The sequence below is a fragment of the Streptomyces coacervatus genome (genome assembly GCF_029223485.1).
Lineage (GTDB): Bacteria > Actinomycetota > Actinomycetes > Streptomycetales > Streptomycetaceae > Streptomyces > Streptomyces coacervatus.
The window spans coordinates 149,220-164,802 of sequence record NZ_JARHTP010000018.1 but is presented as its reverse complement, the minus strand read 5'-3'; the positions used below and the strand labels follow the sequence as shown (position 1 = coordinate 164,802).

The window sequence follows — 15,583 nt, the reverse complement described above, 5'->3', positions numbered from 1 at the left end:
CACAGAGACGGCAAGTGCCGAGCGGACCGGGGCACTGCGGAGGACGCGGTGTCCCTGACCTTCCTGGAAGCCTGGCGGCTCCGGGAGAAGCTGAGACCCGAAGCCGCGGCCCCGGACGAAGACGCCGAGGTGCCCGACGGCGACGGGCTGCGCCCCTGGTTGTACGGCATCGCCACCAACGTGCTGCGCAACACGCGCCGTGCCGCCCGCCGGCATGAAGCTGAGCCCCGACCCGAACGTCACCACGTTCTGTGAGCTTCAGGCACTGCCCACCGACCCCGATGCGCTGCTGGCGAAGATCGGCGACCTGCCGACCCACTTCGGCGGCTGGGCCGACAAGATCGAGCAGGAGGCGACGCCCCCCGCAGCGGAGACGCCACGACGGACCCGCGCTCACCCTGCGATCCGCCGCCGTAGGCGAAGCAGCCCCGGTTGTTATTGAATGAGGTGTGCGGTCAGGAATCTCGGGGCCCTGTCGCCCGGGTTCTGGTACGGCCCCGGCGCTGTGCCGGGGTTGGCGAGCGAGCTGAGAGAGCCGCATGGACTCCACCCCCTCCCCCTCGTCAGGGTCGCCGTTCGACATGGTCAGCGGCGCTTTGGGGCGGTACATCCCACGCGGCGGTGCTGTCGGCCGACCCGTACCGGCCGATCCGGCACCCGGCCGTCAGGATCAGATCCTCGGCGCGGTCAACCTGGACCGGGATCTGAGAATCACCCGCAGCAATCTGGACGCGCCCGTCTTCGCGGGGGTGGAGGCCGTGACCGGGAGCCCTTTCGTCGATCTGCTGCCGCCCTGGGACGTACCGACGGTCACGCGGCGATTGCGGCAGGTACTGGAGACCGGTGAGCCGCATGTGGCCCGGGTCCAGCGCCTGCGACGCGGCGACGGGTCGGAGCTGGTGGTCTCGATGAGCGTGCTGGCCGCAGCGGCGCCTCAGGAGGGCCTGACCGTCTCGCTGATCGCCATGGCCAGAAGGCTGCACCTGTACGCCGCCGAGACCGCGATCGGCACCTCGCTGGACATCGGCGAGACCGCGCAGTCGCTGGCGGAGTCCCTGCTGGCCTGGGGAGACGTGACCGCCGTCGACCTCGACTTCGCCGTGTGGACGGGCGAGATGCTCACCGAGCAGCCGCAGGGGCGCATCCATCTGCGGCGGGCGGCCCTGGTGCCGGACCGGGCGTGGCCCGACGGCTATGTGACTCCGGGTGACGATCTTCCCGGCGATGCGAGTCGCCTGCTGGCACAGGCGATACGGCGTGACGATGCCGCGCAGGCCATCGTCATACCCGACCGGGCAGCGATCGAGCGGGTCCTCGGCAGTCCGCGGCTGGTGCGTGCCCTGGTGCCTGGTGACCAGGCGGCGGGCGTGGCGTGCATCCCGCTGGTCCTGGACGGCGCGCCGCCCGTCGTCCTCGGTGTGGCGGAGGTCTGGCGGCGGGCGGACCGCCCCTTCCACGACAGCGAGCTGTTCGACCTGCAGGAACTGGTGGCCAGAACCTCTCACCACGTCGACCTGGCCCGTCAGCACCAGCGCGAGCACACACAGGTCCTGGCGTTGCAGCGCCGCCTGCTGCCCCGGTCCGGCGGCGACACCATCGAGACCGCCAGCGTCTACCAGCCCGCCACCCCGGACAGCGCGGGCGTCGGCGGTGACTGGGTGAACAGCTTTCCGCTGCCGGACGGCCGTACCGCGCTGGTGGTCGGTGACGTCGTCGGGCACGGCCTGGGAGCCGCGGCGACCATGGGACAGCTGAGCATGGAGGCCCGCGCGCTGCTGTCCGCGGGGCTGGCGCCCGACGAGGTGCTGGAGCACCTGGACGAGACCGTGGCGCTGCTGGACGACGCGGAGTCCGGGCTGGCGGCCGGTTACAGCGCCCTCGGGTCGACCTGCTGCATCGCCGTCTACGACCCGGTCGGCCACCGCGTGACGCTGTCCAGCGCCGGCCACCTCCCCCCGGTCCTGGTGCCCCCGGACGGGCCCGCCGGTCCGATCGCCGTACGACCCCACCCCGGGCTCGGGGCCGAGTTCGCGCTGCGGGAGCCGTTCGAGGTGCACGCGTTCACCGCACCCCCGGGCTCGCTGCTCGCCCTCTACACCGACGGCCTGGTGGAGGATCGCGCCCTGTCGATCGACGAGGGCATCGACAGGCTGACGGATGCCGTGTCCACGGTGCACCCCTGGGACGCCCTGCCGCAGGCCGCGCGGCGCGTGGTCTCGGCGCTGGCCCCGGTGCGCCGGCGCGACGACGTGACCCTGCTGCTCGCGCGCATGATCGGCTACCGCAAGGGGGACACCGCGACCTGGCGGCTGCCCGCCCGCGGCGACGCGGCCGCCCGGGCCCGCACGCTGGTCTCCGCGCTGCTGAGGCAATGGCGTATCAGAGACCACACCCAGGACAGAGTGCTGCTGGTGGTCGACGAACTGGTCGCCAACGCGGTCCGCTTCGCCGAAGGACCCATCACGGTACGGCTGATCAGGACCGGTCACGGGCTGCTGTGCGAGGTGGGCGACACCGGCAACGGCAGGCCGCGGCTGGGCCGGGGCGGGCTCCTCGACGACGGCGGCCGTGGCCTGCACGTCGTGCATCGCCTCACCACCCGGTGGGGGGTGCGGTGGACGGACACCGGCAAGGTGGTCTGGGCGTCGGTCGAGAGGTGACGAGGACAGGCCCTAGAGCCACTCGCCTTCCAGGGCGGTGGCCGTGAGGCCCGGGGCCGCCGCGTACAGGACGGCACGACTGCCCGGTTCCTGCCCGGCGTCGTAGGCCCTGCGCATGATGTCGAACACGGCGGCGCCCCCTCGGTTGCCGCTGGTGTAGCTGTCCCGGCTGTACTCCAGCAGCCCCGACGGCCATCCGTCGGGCATCGTCTGCTCCATGTACTCCAGCACGCGCGTCCCGCCGGGGTGCGCGAGCAGGACGTCGGGGTGCCAGGAGTCGGGGTCGTCCTGGTAGCGCAGGCGCAGCCACTCCCACATCGCGGTGACCGTCTCCTGCACGGCGCGCGGCCCGCGCCGGTCCATCACGAAGTGGGTGCCGTCCTCCCGGGTCTCCAGGCGGTGCAGGTCCTGGGTGCCGGGCAGAGTGTGGTTCCAGGCGGCGTCCAGCCGCAGCACCGACTCGGGCCTGGGGCGGCCCGTGACCACGGCGGCGACGGCGGTGTCCGCGAACAACAGCCGGACGATCAAGGACTCCAGAGTGTCGTCCGCGGGCTGGTACGTCGTGCTCAGTGCCTCCGCGATCACGACCAGGACCACCCGGTCGGGGTCCGCGGCCACGAGATCCGCCGCCAGCGCCAGGGAGCGGGTCCCGGCGATGCAGGCCCACTGCGTGGCCGGCAGCAGCATCACGTCACCGCGGAGCGGGAGCTTGTTGGCCAGGGAGACGTCCAGGCCCGGCAGCGCGGGGGTCGTGGAGTGACTGGTGATCAAGCAGTCGACGTCCGCCGCGTCCAGCCCGGCGATCTGCAGTGCCCCGCGCGCGGCGCGCTCCCCGCAGGACTGCACGGCCGCCCAGGCCGGCGCGGTGCGCTCCTGTACGGTCTGCGGCGCGGGTATCGCCTCAAGGGCGGCGATCACGCGATCCACGTCCTGTGCGGTGAACCCGTCGCCGGCCAGCGCCTCCCGGGCCGGCCCGATGCCGGCAGCCGGCAGGCCGCTCCCGCTGCCGGGCGCGACGGCGGCCTCCAGCGGCAGCATCCAGCCGCGGGCTTCGATGCCCGTACTGGCCGCGATGCCGTCGATCCGCGGCGCCCACGCCGCGTCCGGGTGCCGACCGCGCACCTCTTCCACGATCTGGCTGGTCTGCACGGTGTGCTCACCGTGTATCACGGCAGGCGGGCACAGGTATGCGGCCATGATTGGCACCTTTCTGTGGGTTTCTGCTGGTTTCTACGGGCTTCTACCGGGAGAGAGGCAGAACGTCACGAACGCTGTGTCATGGGTCACTTCGGCACGGCGCATCCAAGTCGGCGGCAATGCGCTCCACTTCGGGCTCCTGTTTCCGCGTAGAGCATGGACGCCAAATGGACATTTGCGCTGTGATCTGGGCAACTTGGGCGGTTTTTGTAATGCAGGACACGGCGCTCACTGCCGCACGAGTGGGCCTGGTATGGTGCCCCGCCTGTCTGACGCGTCGTCAGATCCGGTGCATGCCTGACAACCGTCGCGGTGGGTCGGGCATGTGGTTGAACATGAGGTGTGCGATTCGATTCCGTACCCATGCCGGCGACCGTCGAGGCCAGACCTCGTGACAGCCGTGGCTATCCCGTACCCGCCATCACCCCGTGGGAGGGCGACGAGCCCCAGTTCGCGCTCACCGACTACGGGCGCAGCGCCGAGTGCGCGCGGCAGCGGCTGTGTTCCGTCTGCAACACCCTGATGCCGAAGGGTCCGGTGTGGCGGGTGGTCGGCGCCGCGGAGAGTTCCGCGATCCGTGCGGCGCTTGCCGCCGGGCGGCCGTACCGCAACATGGCGGCGACACTGGAGGCTCCGGGGCACCGCGCGTGCATGCTCTACGCCTCGATGGTCTGCCCGTATCTGGCTCGCCCCAACGCGCGGCGGGGGCTGACAGCCGAAAGCCCGGACGACATGACCGCGCATGTCGTCCGGGGCGCCGTTCGTGGGGAGCTGGGTGCCGTGGTGGGGTTCGGCGACTACGAGTTCGCCGTCACCTCGGCCCAGGTCCTGTTCCGCTTTCTCGATGTGGTCGAGTACCTGCCGCATGACACGGCCGACCAGCACCTGGAGGAGCTACGGGCCGAACTCGCCCGCTCGGCCGGCCGGTTGGGCGGCGGTCAGCCGCGGTAGGCCGGCAGGCCGGTGTGCTGGGTGACCTTGACCGGCCTGCCGAAGCCGTGGGCGGTCTTGGTCATGGTGTACGTCCCGGTGGGAGCGCGGAAGGCGATGGTCTTGCCGTCGGGCGACCAGGTGGGCTCGGTGTAGTCGGTGGTGGTGCCGGGGGTGATGTCCTTGACGACGTTGCTGCCGTTGCCGAACTCGTCCACGAAGAGATGGTCGTGCCCGTGGACGGAACGCACGAAGACGACCTCCTCCACATCGGGCGAGAGCGCGGGCTCGGAACCCTTGGTCAGCGCACCGCCCTGCTGACGCAGGTAGTCGTCACGGATGTAGACCTCGCCGGTGCGGGTGTTCTCGTAGACGGAGGTGCCGTACGTCCCGCCGACGTTGGGCCAGGCGTTGCCGGTCTGCGGGAGGTTGCCGCTGTCCGGCTCACCGTTCAGGCTGATCCGGGCCGGCTTGCCGTGGACGCTGGTGGCCTTGACGCCTTCCAGAACGGTGCTGCCGTGGATCTTGGCGGTGAAGATGAGGTTGTTCTTCGCCGGGATGCCGTTCGCCCTGTCGGCCGCGGTGACCTGCCAGGTGGGGTGGGACCAGGTCTGCCCGCCCGGGTTGGCGGCGACGGTCACCCGGTGACTGCCGTCGGGGTTGGAGACGTCCAGGTTGCCGTAGCCGTCGATGAAGGCGGCCTTGGTGCCGCCGGGGTTCCAGGCCAGGTCGCGGACGATGGTGCCGAAGTCGATCGACCTGCCGTTGACGACGACGTGCCGGGTGCCGTCGCTGATGGTGAGTCCCCTGGGCACGGTGAGCGTGTGGGCGGACGCGGCTGCGGCGACCATCGCGGCGCTGCCCTTGGCGTCGCCGCCGGAGGACGGCGCGGCCATCGCCGTGGCGGCCGCGCCGCACAGGGTGAGCAGTGCGGTGGCACCCGCGGTGACGACGGCTGCGGTGCTCCGACGGTTACGAGCGGACATCGAGGTTCCCCCAGGGATGTGAATGACGCTGCGACGAGAGTCTCGCGGGAGCCGCCCGCCGTCCCCGGGACCCGAACGGGTCCGCTCGGCCTGCTGCCCCTCGCGATGAGAGGAGTCTTCCCACGGGGCGTGACGGAGCTGTGCGCTCACCGTCACAGCTGTGCAATAGCGGGCCGGATGAGATGAGGGAATGTCAGGAACGGCCGTGACACACCGAACCGGCCTGCGTGGCACCTGTGTCGGGGCATCCCGCCCGATGGGCTCAAGCCCGTGGTCGTCAGCTCGCCGAGGCGCGCGATCAGTACCGTGCGGCGGCGCTTGCGGGGCAATATGGCAGGTGACCTGCGAGGTGCGCTGCACCGTTGCACAGTTCTCCGACGAAGCGCATACCTGGTGGTTTCCCGACCGCATCGGGGTGAGTCCCCTGTCCGCCGCGGCGGTGGGCGTAGGCTCGAAGGCACCGAGGGCTCCTCGTGTGCCGGCCCAGGCGCCTGTGCCGTTCTCGGCGAACGACGATGCCGAGCCGGACTTTGTCCGGTTCCGGAGCGAGGTTCGTCCCGTGACCGTGCACCTGCCGGGCAGCCCTGCGACCACCCGTCCCGGGTCACCCGGCCGACACCGGACCCTTCCCGAGGAGTCACGGCCGCAGCGGCGCCGGCAGGGGGCGTCGCCCAAGGAGGGTGAGTTCGTCCGGCCGCTGACCCGGCGCCAGGTCGACGACCGGATGTGGGAGCTCGGCGAGTTGTACGCGCACACCTCGTCGTGCGAGCCGGGCGAGCCGGGGATCTGGGACCCGTCGGACCAGGACCGGTGCGCCGCCTTCCGGCGACGGCTCGCGGACCATGTGCGGCGGCCGGGGTTCGAGCTGCTCGTGGCGGAGGCCGTCGGCCCCTCGGGCGCCACGGCCCTCACCGCCTGTGCCTACGGCTTCCCTGTGCGCGGCGCCGGGCCCTGGTGGCAGGACCTCGACGGGTATCTTCCGGAGAACCTGTTCCGCGTCGCCGCCCTCGGCAGGCTCTTCGTGATCGCCGACATCCTCGTCGAGCGCCGGGTGCGCACCCAGGATCAGAGCCGCGAGTGGAATCTCGCCCGGCGCCTGCAGAAGCGGCTGCTCGGCGACCACGCCGGCGCGCTCGGTGTCACCCTGGTCGAACGCGGTGACGTGGAGGCGTACCGGGCACTGCTGGCCTGGGGCTGGCGCTGCCTGCCCGCCGAGGCCCGCGGAACTTCGCGTTTCGCTTCCCGCCGGCTGCTGGTGCTCCGCTGAGGGAGGCGGACATTCTGCGCCCGCCGCGGCAGGATTTCGTGCCGTCGGCGGTCCGCGGGAAGGGTCACCTTCTGCGGCCATTTCCCGGGTGACGTACGGACATTCACGGAGGATGAGCTGCCCAGCAACCGCTACGCCGAGGTCGCGCCCCGGGTGCGGGAGATCTGCATCCGTCACCTCGCCGCCGTTGAAGTCGCGGCGGTCCTGCAGGGTGATGACCGCACCGACCTGCATCACGGGACAGCGGCGGCGGCCGATGGTCACGGAGTCACCTGTCACCAGCTCGGGTCTGACACCCGCCATCGAGGCCAGCACTCCGTCCCTGGTCAGTTCGAACGGGTATCGGGCGATGACACAGCGCATGATGCCTCACAGGGGGAAGCCACAAGGGGAAGTCACCGGGAGAAGGAGGAAGGGCCGGCGACCGGGCACCGTGCGCCGAGGACGTCCCGCAGGCGGACGCGGTCCGTGTAGGCGGAGCTGTCGCGGTGCACGACGAGTTCGTCCCGGGTGACCGAGCCGGTGCGCTCGTCGTCCCCGTCGCACAGGAGCAGGTGCTCCACCCCGGCGCCCGCCATGACGGACAGGGCCACCTCGACGGTCATGTCGTCACGGACCCGCAGCTCGGTCGTGTCCAGGTGGCCGGCCCTGGTGGCGAGGCCGGGTGCGGCCGGGCCTCGATGCGTCTGAACCGGTGTCACGGCTGCCTCCTGCGGTACGGGTGGACGTTTCTGGTTGCGATGGCTCCGGGACAGGCCGCCGGCGGACCGCCGACACCTCACGCGGCGTGGCGTTTTCCCGCGGACCGGCCCCGAGCGGTGCGTCCCCGGCGGCTCCGGGCCGAAGCCGACCCACCGGCCGTGGCTCGGCGGGACGGCTCCGCGGCCGGCGCGGTGATGACGACCGGGACACCGGACGGGGCCTTGGCGCCCGTGATGCGGCGCAGCGCGGCCTCGCCCGAACGCACCGGGGTGATCGTCGGGGTGATGCCGGCCGAGGCCATCAGCCGGGCCATGCCGCGGCGTTGGCGGGGGGTCACCAGGGTGACGACGCTGCCGGACGCGCCGGCGCGGGCCGTACGGCCGCCACGGTGCAGGTAGTCCTTGTGGTCGCCGGGCGGGTCCACGTTGACGACCAGATCGAGGTCGTCGACGTGGATGCCGCGCGCCGCGACGTTGGTCGCCACCAGCACCGTCACCTGCCCGTCCTTGAACTGCGCGAGGGTCCGGGTGCGCTGCGGCTGGGACCTGCCGCCGTGCAGGGCGGCGGCACGAACGCCGCTGGCGAGCAGGTGCTCGGTCAGCCGGTCCACTGCGTGCTTGGTGTCCAGGAACATGATCACCCGGTCGTCCCGCGCGGCTATTTCGGTGGTCGTGCGGTGCTTGTCCGCCTCCTGCACATGGAGGACGTGGTGCTCCATCGTGGTGACGGCACCCGCCGACGGGTCGACGGAGTGGACCACCGGGTCGGTCAGGTAGCGGCGGACCAGCCGGTCGACGTTGCGGTCCAGGGTGGCGGAGAAGAGCATCCGCTGGCCGCCGGGTCGCACATGGTCGAGCAGTGCGGTGACCTGGGGCATGAACCCCATGTCGGTCATCTGGTCCGCCTCGTCCAGGACGGTGACGGCGACGTCGCCCAGCCGGCAGTCGCCCCGGTCGATGAGGTCCTTGAGCCGCCCGGGTGTCGCGACGACGACCTCGGCCCCGGCCCGCAGCGCATGCGCCTGCCTGCCGATCGACATCCCGCCGACCACGGTGGACAGCCGCAGTCGCACCGCGCGGGCGTACGGGGTGAGCGCATCGGTGACCTGCTGGGCGAGCTCGCGGGTGGGTACCAGGACGAGGGCAAGTGGCTGCCGCGGTTCGGCGCGTCGGCCCGCCGTTCGGGCCAGCACCGGGAGGCCGAAGGCGAGGGTCTTGCCGGAACCCGTGCGGCCACGACCGAGTACGTCACGGCCGGCCAGGGAGTTCGGCAGGGTGGCCGCCTGGATCGGGAACGGAACGGTCACACCTTCGTGGCCGAGCGCGGCCAGGAGCGGCGCCGGCATGGCGAGATCGGCGAACGACCCGACGGCGGGCAGTGCCGGTTCGATCGTCCTCGGCTGCGCGAACTCGGCGCGGGTAGTGCGGGTAGTGCGTGAAATGTGTGCTCGGTTCATGCGGAATCTTCCTTGATGCGGGCGCGTATCAAGGAATTCCCGCAGCAGAACAAATGGCGCAGAGAATCGCGAGAGCGAGCCGAATACGGCAGGGGAAAATCACCCTGAAAATGCAGCGAGCTGGGGCCCGCACCCCAAGGTGCGGGCCCCAGCTGTGAAGTATGCGTCAGTGCCGGTGTCAGGCCGGAACGATGTTCTCGGCGGTCGGGCCCTTCTGGCCCTGAGCGATGTCGAACGACACCTTCTGACCTTCCTGCAGCTCACGGAAGCCCTGCGTGGCGATGTTCGAGTAGTGGGCGAAGACGTCGGCGCCGCCGCCGTCCTGCTCGATGAAGCCGAAGCCCTTTTCGGCGTTGAACCACTTCACAGTGCCGGTAGCCATGTCATTTCTCCTTCGGAAACGGTGCTCGGAGTCCGCCTTGTGCGGACTCCGTGTCGCCGTGATGATCAGCCCGTCGGAAAATGAACCTTTTGGCAACCACAACTGCAACCTGGTTCGACAGTAGCACGGCGTACTCGGCCATGTGTGGCGCATAATTCCGCTCCGTCGATGGGTGGGGGAATATTCCCCGTATCCCGGGCGAATTTCATTGTCGACCGCACTGCCGTGACCTGCCTGAACAGGCCCGTGGAGGGTTGCGAGACGAAGGACACACCGGCGTGCCGGTCGCCAGAAGCGCGCTCGCGGTGAGGTGGAGGGCGGGGTCGGCGGCGGCTGCCAGCAGCCGGGCGGCCGTGCCGGCGGGCTCCGCGGGCGGGACGACCAGGAGCACCCGGCGTCCCACGGTGTCGCAGTCCAGGGTGATGACGTGTGCCTCGCCTGCGGATCCGGCCGGCTCCACGGCGATCACTCGGCCGGGTGCCATGACCGTGTGCGGTGCGTCGGGCCATTGGGCGGCGTCCACAGTGACTCGTACGGTCGTGCCCCGTCCCGGCTCCAACAAGGCCACGAGCGAGGGCAGTTCCAGTTCCAGCGCGTCGCAGCGCGGCCACCAGGCTCCGTCCAGCGGGCCGTGGCCGACGCCCGGGGTGAGGGCCAGGCGGGGCAGGGGCATGCGGTACGTGTGCGCGTCGTCCCCGGACGCGCCCCCGGCCGGCGTTGTGCGGGGTTCCATCGTGCGGTCCCGTCCCGGGAGCCGAGGACGGCTGCCCGTTTCGTCACTCGCCGGGAACGGCACCACTGGTCGCGCTGCGCGAAAGCCCTCGGTACCTCCAGGCTACGCCTGGCCGAGGAGCGGCAGGCCGCGGAGCGACGCCCCAGGCCCGTCACAGGGCCAGGACCGCGCGCACTCTCTTGCCGCCCCCGCTGACCGGATCGATGTCGAAGCGCTGTGCCAGGCACCGCACCATGGCGAGGCCCCGCCCGCTCTCGCCCCAGGTCGTCAGCGCTCGCACGCGGGGCCGACCGGGGCTGTCGTCGTAGACCTCGACGGTCAACCGTGTGTCGGACACGTGCAGACGCAGGCGGCAGGTGCCGCCGTGCCGCGTGGCGTTGGTGACCAGCTCGGAGACGATGAGTGTCGCGTCGCCGATGTGCTCGGCGTCGAGCCCTGCCGTCCGGCGGCCGGGCCGGGCGAGGAACTGCGAGGTCAACTTCCGTGCCCTGCCGGCCGATTCGGCCTCGTCGGGCAGGAGGTACTCGACTCGTACGGAACGCCGATGGGTACGCCGATGCGCACGCATGGCGGATCACTTCCCCTCCTGGGCCACCGACCGCCGTGGCCGTGGCCGCTCGCCGGGCCGCGGCATGTCCTGCCCGGCCGGGCCTGCCCCCTCCAGATGCCCCGCGCGGGTGATCGTCAACCGGAAGCAGGTGAGCCACCCGTCGTCTCGTCGGGGTGGCTCGGCGCCGCAGCGTGGTGGTCACGTGTCTGCTGCCGGGGGGCTTCCTCCCGTGTCCTCCAGGAGCGCGCTCGCCGTGAGGTGGAGCGCGGGGTCGGCCGCGGCCGTCATCAGCCGCTCGGCCGTGGCCGTCCCGGTCCCGGGCGGGACGATCAGCAGGTCCCGGCGTCCGACGCCGTAGGAGAAGAGCCGGATCACGTGCGGGTCGAACCCGGACGTGTACCACGCGGCCCGCACCGTGTGCCCGTCGACGGGCAGGTCGCAGGGTGCCTGCGGCCAGGCGCTGCGGTGTGCGGCCATGCGCGTCACACGCCCCCACGACGTGTCGAACGCCTCGATGAGAGCGGGCAGCTCGGCCGGCAGGTCGTCGGAACGGGGCCACCAGGCGCCGTTCACGGGGCCGGGCGGGAAGGTCGGCGGACGCAGGGTGAGCCGGGCGGGGCGAAGTGAGGAGGGGTGCTTCCGGGAAGGGTGCTTCCGGTCGGGCGAGGCGCGTTGACCGGTGGGCGCGTTCATGTCGCGGTCCCTGTCTCCGGGCCGCCGGGCGACGGACCGGTGTCGTCGTGCGCCGAGAACGACGCCGACGGGGGCCGGCGTACGGGAAACTCCCGGTTCGCTCCACGCTACTCCGCCCCGGTGCGTCGACAGGCGGGCCGTCCGAGGGATTCTCAAAGGTCGTAACGGGTTCTCACCCGGGGTGATCCCGCCTAGGCTTGCGGTATTCCGCCGTGCGCAGGATGCCGTGCACGGGATTTCGTTCGGAACGCACACCGTTCGGCAGCCCGTCGGCTGCCTGTGCCCCCGATCCCCGGGCAAGGACCGATTCGCAGCCCTTGCAGAGCAGTCGGCTCTCGTTGCCCGCCCGGTCGGCTCCTGCGCTTGCTCTGTCCTGCTTCCCCTCGTCGCGAGACCGGCGGCGGTGATCTCCCGCTTGCCGTCGCACGGTTCGATGTGGGGCACATGGCTCCCGTACGCGCGCCGAGGCCGGGGGGAATCGGCCGCGCGGGGAGCCCCGGGCGGCCGCCGTCGAGGATCGGACGATCGGCGGCGGCCGTCGGAAGGCGTGTGCGCCGGACCTGTGGCCGCCTATGCGCGCAGCAGCCGCCCGGTGATCTCCCGGTACTCCCGCAGCGCCAACCGGAGTTCGGCGGACTGCGTCTCGGGGTCCTGGTCCTGCCAGCTTGCGCGCAGGAGGCGCCGCCGCTCCGTGAGGGCGTTCACCAGCGCGTCGGTGGCTTCGTCGAAGGCGCTCTCGGCCTCCTCCAGGGCCTGGCCCGGGGTGTCCGCGAAGGTGTTGACGGCATGTCCGAGGTGCCGGACGATCTTGTCCCGTTCGTCGGGCGAAAGCAGTGGTTCCGGGCCCGGGGCGCGGCGCCCGGCGAGGCCCGGGGGCTGGTCGGAGGGTTGCCGGGCGCGTGTCTGGTCGTACATCGTCGTGTGCACCGTTCCCGTTGCGATGGGGGTCGCCGCCCGAAGACGCCCTCGGCCTTCGCGACGGCCTGCTGCCGGGTTCCTCGAATCCGGGCGGTCCTGCCCTTCACGGCCTGCGTCCTGCCCCGCGCCGTGCTGCCAGTCAACGTCCGGCGACGTCGGGTGTCAACGCGGTGCCGACCTCGGCGCATCCTGTCCGAGGCTCCGTTCAGGGCCCCCGACGCTTCCGTCTGCGCGAGAGTACCTTGGGGAGCACGAGGGTGCGCCGTGCCCGCCCGACCGGTCGCCTCCAGCGCGCCACCCATCCATCAGGGGCAGCCAGTGACCCCGGCCGCACCTCGTCCCAGCGGCCTTCACCGAGGTCAAGGAGCCCCCGCCGTTCCATGTCATCCGGCCCCACCTCGCCGACCCCACCGGCTTTCGGTACGGCGTCGACCGCGGTCAGGTCGACCCGTCGCGCCTGACGTCAAACACTCACCCGTGCAAGGCAGTTGGCAGGAGCCATCATGACCACCGCACTGCAACCCCCGCTTCCCTCCCAGCCCACCCTGCGCCTCCGCCTGGCCCCCCGCGGGAACCTGCCCCGAGCCATCGACGGCGCATGGTGGCCGCGTTCGTACGACCTGCTCGCCGAACTTCCGCAACTGCTCGCCGGACTGCCGCGTGCATGGGGCCACATCGCCGGCGTCACGGTCAGCGGGGCGACATGGTCCGCGATGCCCGGCCGGATGCTCGTCTCCAACCAGGTCGTACGACTGCGCAGGACCCTGGTGGGATCCGCCCCGTACACCGTCGTCCTGCTCGCCCCCGGCCAGGGGCGCTGGGACCTGCTGGTCGTGCCGCCGGACACGACGGAGGAGGCCGCGGAACCGCTCATGATCACCGCCGCGGGCGGCCAGGTCTGATCCGCCTCGGCCTTGTCGTCTGGATCAGCGCCGGGTTCGCCAGGACAGGGAATCAGGCGGCTCCTCGGCGGCGCGCCGCGGCTTCGAAGTGGCTGTGTCAGTGCCTCCCCTTACGGTTTTGCCCATGACTCCTGAGCTGTGGAACCGGTTAAGTCCCTTCCGTGACAAGGCGATTGCGCAGGGCATACCGGCCGACGACGTAGAGCGATGGTTGGCCACCGCCCGCCCCTGCCTGACGCTGACACGGGGCGGGGACGGGCCGGTCGTGGGCCGGTTCGGTGGTCCGCTCCTGCTTCCGGCCGAAACCCCGGACCCCGCCCACCCCTTCGTCGCCTCCATCGACCTCGCGGCCCTGCCCGCCGACGCGACGGACCTGCCCCTGCCTCCCGACGGCAGGCTGCTGCTCTTCGCCTTCCCCGAGACCGCCGACGACGACGAGACCATGGGCAGCGTGGTGTACGTCCCCGTCGGCTCGGCCGTGGTCGAACGGGACAAGCACGCCTGGAACTCCTCCGACTGGGATGACTACGAGGCGATGTTCGCGGAGTTCCCGCAGGGTCCGCTGCGGGCGACGGCCACTGTGTCGCTGCCCCACCACAAGTCGGTCGTACAGCCCGGCATGCCGTGGGGCGGGCCGCATCCCGAGCATCCCCGCTGCGAGGAACTCGTCGCGGTCTGGGAGGGCACCCGTGCGGACATCGCCCCCGAGGGGCCGCTGCAGATCGGGGGCTACGCCGATGAGGAGGCCATCGACACCGACCCGGTCGACCATGCCGTGTACAGGGCCGTGAAAGCCGCGGAAGCGGGCCGGGGGGACGGACCGGTTTCGGGTGACGTCTCGGACTGGGTGCTCCTGGCCGACTGGGTGGCAGGCATGGACGTACAAGGCTGGGAGAGCGCCACCGTCCACTGGGTCATTCAGCGCGAGGACCTGGCCGCGCGACGCTTTGACCGCGCCTTCACCAGCGTCTTCTGGAACCCCTGACAGCCGTTCCCCCGCAGTCCCCGCATCCCATTCGCCCGTTCCAGGGCGACCGTGTTCTCCCTGGTCAGAGTGCATTTCGGCGTTCCAGCGTCCCCAACTCCCCGCCGGGCGTGGCGGTTGGGACGGATCACCTCGCAAGCTTCGGTCATCCGATCACCACCGCCACCCGAACACCGAAGGGGCACAGCAACATGTCCGATCTCCGTACCTCCCGCACCCGTCTCGCAGCCGCCGCCGTGACCGCCGTTCTCGCCGCGCTCTCCCTGACCGCCTGCAACGACGGAACGGGCTCCCACGACGAGGGCGCAGCGGCGACCACCTCCACGAGCTCCTCGTCCGGTGCGGCCTCCTCGGGCGCGGACTCCAACTCCACGGGTTCGACCGGCTCCACGGGTTCGACCGGCTCCTCCGGCGGCAAGTCCACCGGCGGGTCCACCACCGCCGGTTCGAAGCCCGCCGCCGGCGCCCCCGCGTCGAAGGCGCCCGGCTCGTCAGGCAAGCCGGTCACCTGTGAGGGGTCCAACACCAAGACGGTGGCGGCCCCGCTGAACCGCCCCGTGAACCACATGCTGCTCACGGTGACCAACACCGGCAGCAGGGCCTGCTTCCTCTACGGCTACCCGAGCGTCCAGTTCACCGACGCCCAGTCCGAGCCTCCGGTCATCGAGGACTCGCAGCCGCAGGCAGTCGTCACGCTCGAGCCGGGCCAGTCCGGATACGCGGCCGTCAGCCTGTCCGCCACCGACGGCAGCGGCAAGGACGGCCGCACCGCGAAGTCCCTGACCGTCTACTTCTACGGCCGTTCCATGAGCGGGAACGTCGGCAAGGGCGCTCACCCGTCGCTGCCTGCCAAGGGCGCCTACATCGACGACTCGCTCAAGGTCACCTACTGGCAGCAGTCGATGAGCGACGCCACCAACTGGTGACACCTGAGCGCCCGTTCGACGAACAGCACCTCACGGACCCGGAAGGCAGGCAACCCACCATGCACAGCAGCTCCCGCAGGATCTCCCGCTTCGTAACCGCCTACTTCGGCGCGGCCTTCCAGGTCATCGTCATGGGCAGCACGGGCCGTCTGGCGGAGGAGGCGGGGGTCCTCCGCCGCGGCCACGCGGTCTGAACTCCCCACGTACGGAGGTGAGTTGCGCACGCGTCACAGCGGGCCACACGCGGCACTGCGTGCTCTCCTCTGACAGCACCGGAGCGGACCACACCCCATGAA

17 protein-coding genes and 2 pseudogenes are annotated in these 15,583 nt (G+C 71.3%); 9 read left to right on the top strand and 10 right to left on the bottom strand.

What is annotated here, in order from left to right; all coding sequences use genetic code 11:
* Window positions 1–24: 24 nt before the first annotated feature.
* The 3 genes and pseudogenes from P2Q00_RS36805 to P2Q00_RS36795 form a co-directional block, all read left to right on the top strand.
* Window positions 25–222: pseudogene (locus P2Q00_RS36805) on the top strand (RNA polymerase sigma factor); the annotation flags it as partial.
* Window positions 215–442 carry a hypothetical protein gene (locus P2Q00_RS36800; protein ID WP_275778399.1) on the top strand — a complete coding sequence of 76 codons (228 nt, stop codon included), beginning with the start codon at window positions 215–217 and terminating at the stop codon, window positions 440–442. The pseudogene P2Q00_RS36805 and the gene P2Q00_RS36800, both read left to right, overlap by 8 nt.
* A gap of 97 nt (window positions 443–539) precedes the next feature.
* The gene (locus tag P2Q00_RS36795) at window positions 540–2,660 is read left to right on the top strand and encodes an ATP-binding SpoIIE family protein phosphatase (RefSeq protein ID WP_275778397.1); all 2,121 of its coding nucleotides are present in this window, start codon (window positions 540–542) and stop codon (window positions 2,658–2,660) included.
* A gap of 12 nt (window positions 2,661–2,672) precedes the next feature.
* Here P2Q00_RS36795 and P2Q00_RS36790 read toward each other — a convergent pair whose 3' ends face one another.
* Window positions 2,673–3,857: a beta-ketoacyl-[acyl-carrier-protein] synthase family protein gene (locus tag P2Q00_RS36790; RefSeq protein WP_275778395.1), complete on the bottom strand. Its 1,185-nt coding sequence runs from the start codon at window positions 3,855–3,857 to the stop codon at window positions 2,673–2,675.
* A 363-nt stretch (window positions 3,858–4,220) separates the two neighbouring features.
* Between P2Q00_RS36790 and P2Q00_RS36785 the strand changes: the two genes are divergently transcribed.
* Window positions 4,221–4,808 carry a hypothetical protein gene (locus P2Q00_RS36785; RefSeq protein ID WP_275778393.1) on the top strand — a complete coding sequence of 196 codons (588 nt, stop codon included), beginning with the start codon at window positions 4,221–4,223 and terminating at the stop codon, window positions 4,806–4,808.
* Here the strand turns inward: P2Q00_RS36785 and P2Q00_RS36780 are convergent.
* Window positions 4,796–5,773, bottom strand: coding sequence for a TolB family protein (locus P2Q00_RS36780; protein ID WP_275778391.1), 978 nt, complete (start codon window positions 5,771–5,773; stop codon window positions 4,796–4,798). The genes P2Q00_RS36785 and P2Q00_RS36780 overlap by 13 nt on opposite strands.
* Before the next feature lie 559 nt (window positions 5,774–6,332).
* On the opposite strand from P2Q00_RS36780, the gene P2Q00_RS36775 reads away from it, so the two are divergent.
* Window positions 6,333–7,040, top strand: coding sequence for a hypothetical protein (locus P2Q00_RS36775; protein ID WP_275778561.1), 708 nt, complete (start codon window positions 6,333–6,335; stop codon window positions 7,038–7,040).
* A 165-nt stretch (window positions 7,041–7,205) separates the two neighbouring features.
* On the opposite strand, the pseudogene P2Q00_RS36770 reads toward P2Q00_RS36775, so the two are convergent.
* The 8 genes and pseudogenes from P2Q00_RS36770 to P2Q00_RS36735 form a co-directional block, all read right to left on the bottom strand.
* Window positions 7,206–7,403: pseudogene (locus P2Q00_RS36770) on the bottom strand (SCO5918 family protein); the annotation flags it as partial.
* Window positions 7,404–7,435: 32 nt separating this feature from the next.
* Window positions 7,436–7,741 (bottom strand): CBS domain-containing protein, encoded by a 306-nt coding sequence (locus P2Q00_RS36765; RefSeq protein ID WP_425579553.1) that lies wholly within the window; start codon window positions 7,739–7,741, stop codon window positions 7,436–7,438.
* A gap of 77 nt (window positions 7,742–7,818) precedes the next feature.
* Complete coding sequence (locus P2Q00_RS36760; RefSeq protein ID WP_275778389.1) at window positions 7,819–9,198, bottom strand: DEAD/DEAH box helicase; 1,380 nt, start codon at window positions 9,196–9,198, stop codon at window positions 7,819–7,821.
* A 178-nt stretch (window positions 9,199–9,376) separates the two neighbouring features.
* Window positions 9,377–9,580, bottom strand: coding sequence for a cold-shock protein (locus P2Q00_RS36755; protein WP_189725621.1), 204 nt, complete (start codon window positions 9,578–9,580; stop codon window positions 9,377–9,379).
* A 205-nt stretch (window positions 9,581–9,785) separates the two neighbouring features.
* Window positions 9,786–10,313, bottom strand: a complete 528-nt coding sequence (locus P2Q00_RS36750) for a DUF5994 family protein (protein WP_275778386.1) — start codon at window positions 10,311–10,313, stop codon at window positions 9,786–9,788.
* A 151-nt stretch (window positions 10,314–10,464) separates the two neighbouring features.
* Window positions 10,465–10,881 carry an ATP-binding protein gene (locus P2Q00_RS36745; protein WP_275778384.1) on the bottom strand — a complete coding sequence of 139 codons (417 nt, stop codon included), beginning with the start codon at window positions 10,879–10,881 and terminating at the stop codon, window positions 10,465–10,467.
* A 180-nt stretch (window positions 10,882–11,061) separates the two neighbouring features.
* Window positions 11,062–11,556: a DUF5994 family protein gene (locus P2Q00_RS36740; protein ID WP_275778382.1), complete on the bottom strand. Its 495-nt coding sequence runs from the start codon at window positions 11,554–11,556 to the stop codon at window positions 11,062–11,064.
* A 570-nt stretch (window positions 11,557–12,126) separates the two neighbouring features.
* Window positions 12,127–12,471: a hypothetical protein gene (locus tag P2Q00_RS36735; protein WP_275778380.1), complete on the bottom strand. Its 345-nt coding sequence runs from the start codon at window positions 12,469–12,471 to the stop codon at window positions 12,127–12,129.
* A 506-nt stretch (window positions 12,472–12,977) separates the two neighbouring features.
* Between P2Q00_RS36735 and P2Q00_RS36730 the strand changes: the two genes are divergently transcribed.
* The 4 genes from P2Q00_RS36730 (at window position 12,978) to P2Q00_RS36715 (ending at window position 15,481) form a co-directional block, all read left to right on the top strand.
* Window positions 12,978–13,376, top strand: a complete 399-nt coding sequence (locus tag P2Q00_RS36730) for a DUF5994 family protein (protein WP_275778378.1) — start codon at window positions 12,978–12,980, stop codon at window positions 13,374–13,376.
* Between the two features lie 124 nt (window positions 13,377–13,500).
* Window positions 13,501–14,361 carry a DUF1963 domain-containing protein gene (locus tag P2Q00_RS36725; RefSeq protein ID WP_275778377.1) on the top strand — a complete coding sequence of 287 codons (861 nt, stop codon included), beginning with the start codon at window positions 13,501–13,503 and terminating at the stop codon, window positions 14,359–14,361.
* A 191-nt stretch (window positions 14,362–14,552) separates the two neighbouring features.
* The gene (locus P2Q00_RS36720) at window positions 14,553–15,287 is read left to right on the top strand and encodes a DUF4232 domain-containing protein (protein WP_275778376.1); all 735 of its coding nucleotides are present in this window, start codon (window positions 14,553–14,555) and stop codon (window positions 15,285–15,287) included.
* Between the two features lie 59 nt (window positions 15,288–15,346).
* Window positions 15,347–15,481 (top strand): hypothetical protein, encoded by a 135-nt coding sequence (locus tag P2Q00_RS36715; protein WP_275778374.1) that lies wholly within the window; start codon window positions 15,347–15,349, stop codon window positions 15,479–15,481.
* Window positions 15,482–15,583 lie beyond the last annotated feature (102 nt).

Excerpts from the sequence above, each read along its gene's own strand:
- P2Q00_RS36800 (WP_275778399.1), top strand. The coding sequence starts at position 215 with ATGAAGCTGAGCCCCGACCCGAACGTCACCACGTTCTGTGAGCTTCAG.
- P2Q00_RS36755 (WP_189725621.1), bottom strand. The coding sequence starts at position 9,580 with ATGGCTACCGGCACTGTGAAGTGGTTCAACGCCGAAAAGGGCTTCGGC.
- P2Q00_RS36725 (WP_275778377.1), top strand. The coding sequence starts at position 13,501 with ATGACTCCTGAGCTGTGGAACCGGTTAAGTCCCTTCCGTGACAAGGCG.
- P2Q00_RS36795 (WP_275778397.1), top strand. The coding sequence starts at position 540 with ATGGACTCCACCCCCTCCCCCTCGTCAGGGTCGCCGTTCGACATGGTC.
- P2Q00_RS36750 (WP_275778386.1), bottom strand. The coding sequence starts at position 10,313 with ATGGAACCCCGCACAACGCCGGCCGGGGGCGCGTCCGGGGACGACGCG.
- P2Q00_RS36730 (WP_275778378.1), top strand. The coding sequence starts at position 12,978 with ATGACCACCGCACTGCAACCCCCGCTTCCCTCCCAGCCCACCCTGCGC.
- P2Q00_RS36720 (WP_275778376.1), top strand. The coding sequence starts at position 14,553 with ATGTCCGATCTCCGTACCTCCCGCACCCGTCTCGCAGCCGCCGCCGTG.
- P2Q00_RS36790 (WP_275778395.1), bottom strand. The coding sequence starts at position 3,857 with ATGGCCGCATACCTGTGCCCGCCTGCCGTGATACACGGTGAGCACACC.
- P2Q00_RS36785 (WP_275778393.1), top strand. The coding sequence starts at position 4,221 with ATGCCGGCGACCGTCGAGGCCAGACCTCGTGACAGCCGTGGCTATCCC.
- P2Q00_RS36760 (WP_275778389.1), bottom strand. The coding sequence starts at position 9,198 with ATGAACCGAGCACACATTTCACGCACTACCCGCACTACCCGCGCCGAG.
- P2Q00_RS36715 (WP_275778374.1), top strand. The coding sequence starts at position 15,347 with ATGCACAGCAGCTCCCGCAGGATCTCCCGCTTCGTAACCGCCTACTTC.
- P2Q00_RS36780 (WP_275778391.1), bottom strand. The coding sequence starts at position 5,773 with ATGTCCGCTCGTAACCGTCGGAGCACCGCAGCCGTCGTCACCGCGGGT.
- P2Q00_RS36740 (WP_275778382.1), bottom strand. The coding sequence starts at position 11,556 with ATGAACGCGCCCACCGGTCAACGCGCCTCGCCCGACCGGAAGCACCCT.
- P2Q00_RS36745 (WP_275778384.1), bottom strand. The coding sequence starts at position 10,881 with ATGCGTGCGCATCGGCGTACCCATCGGCGTTCCGTACGAGTCGAGTAC.
- P2Q00_RS36735 (WP_275778380.1), bottom strand. The coding sequence starts at position 12,471 with ATGTACGACCAGACACGCGCCCGGCAACCCTCCGACCAGCCCCCGGGC.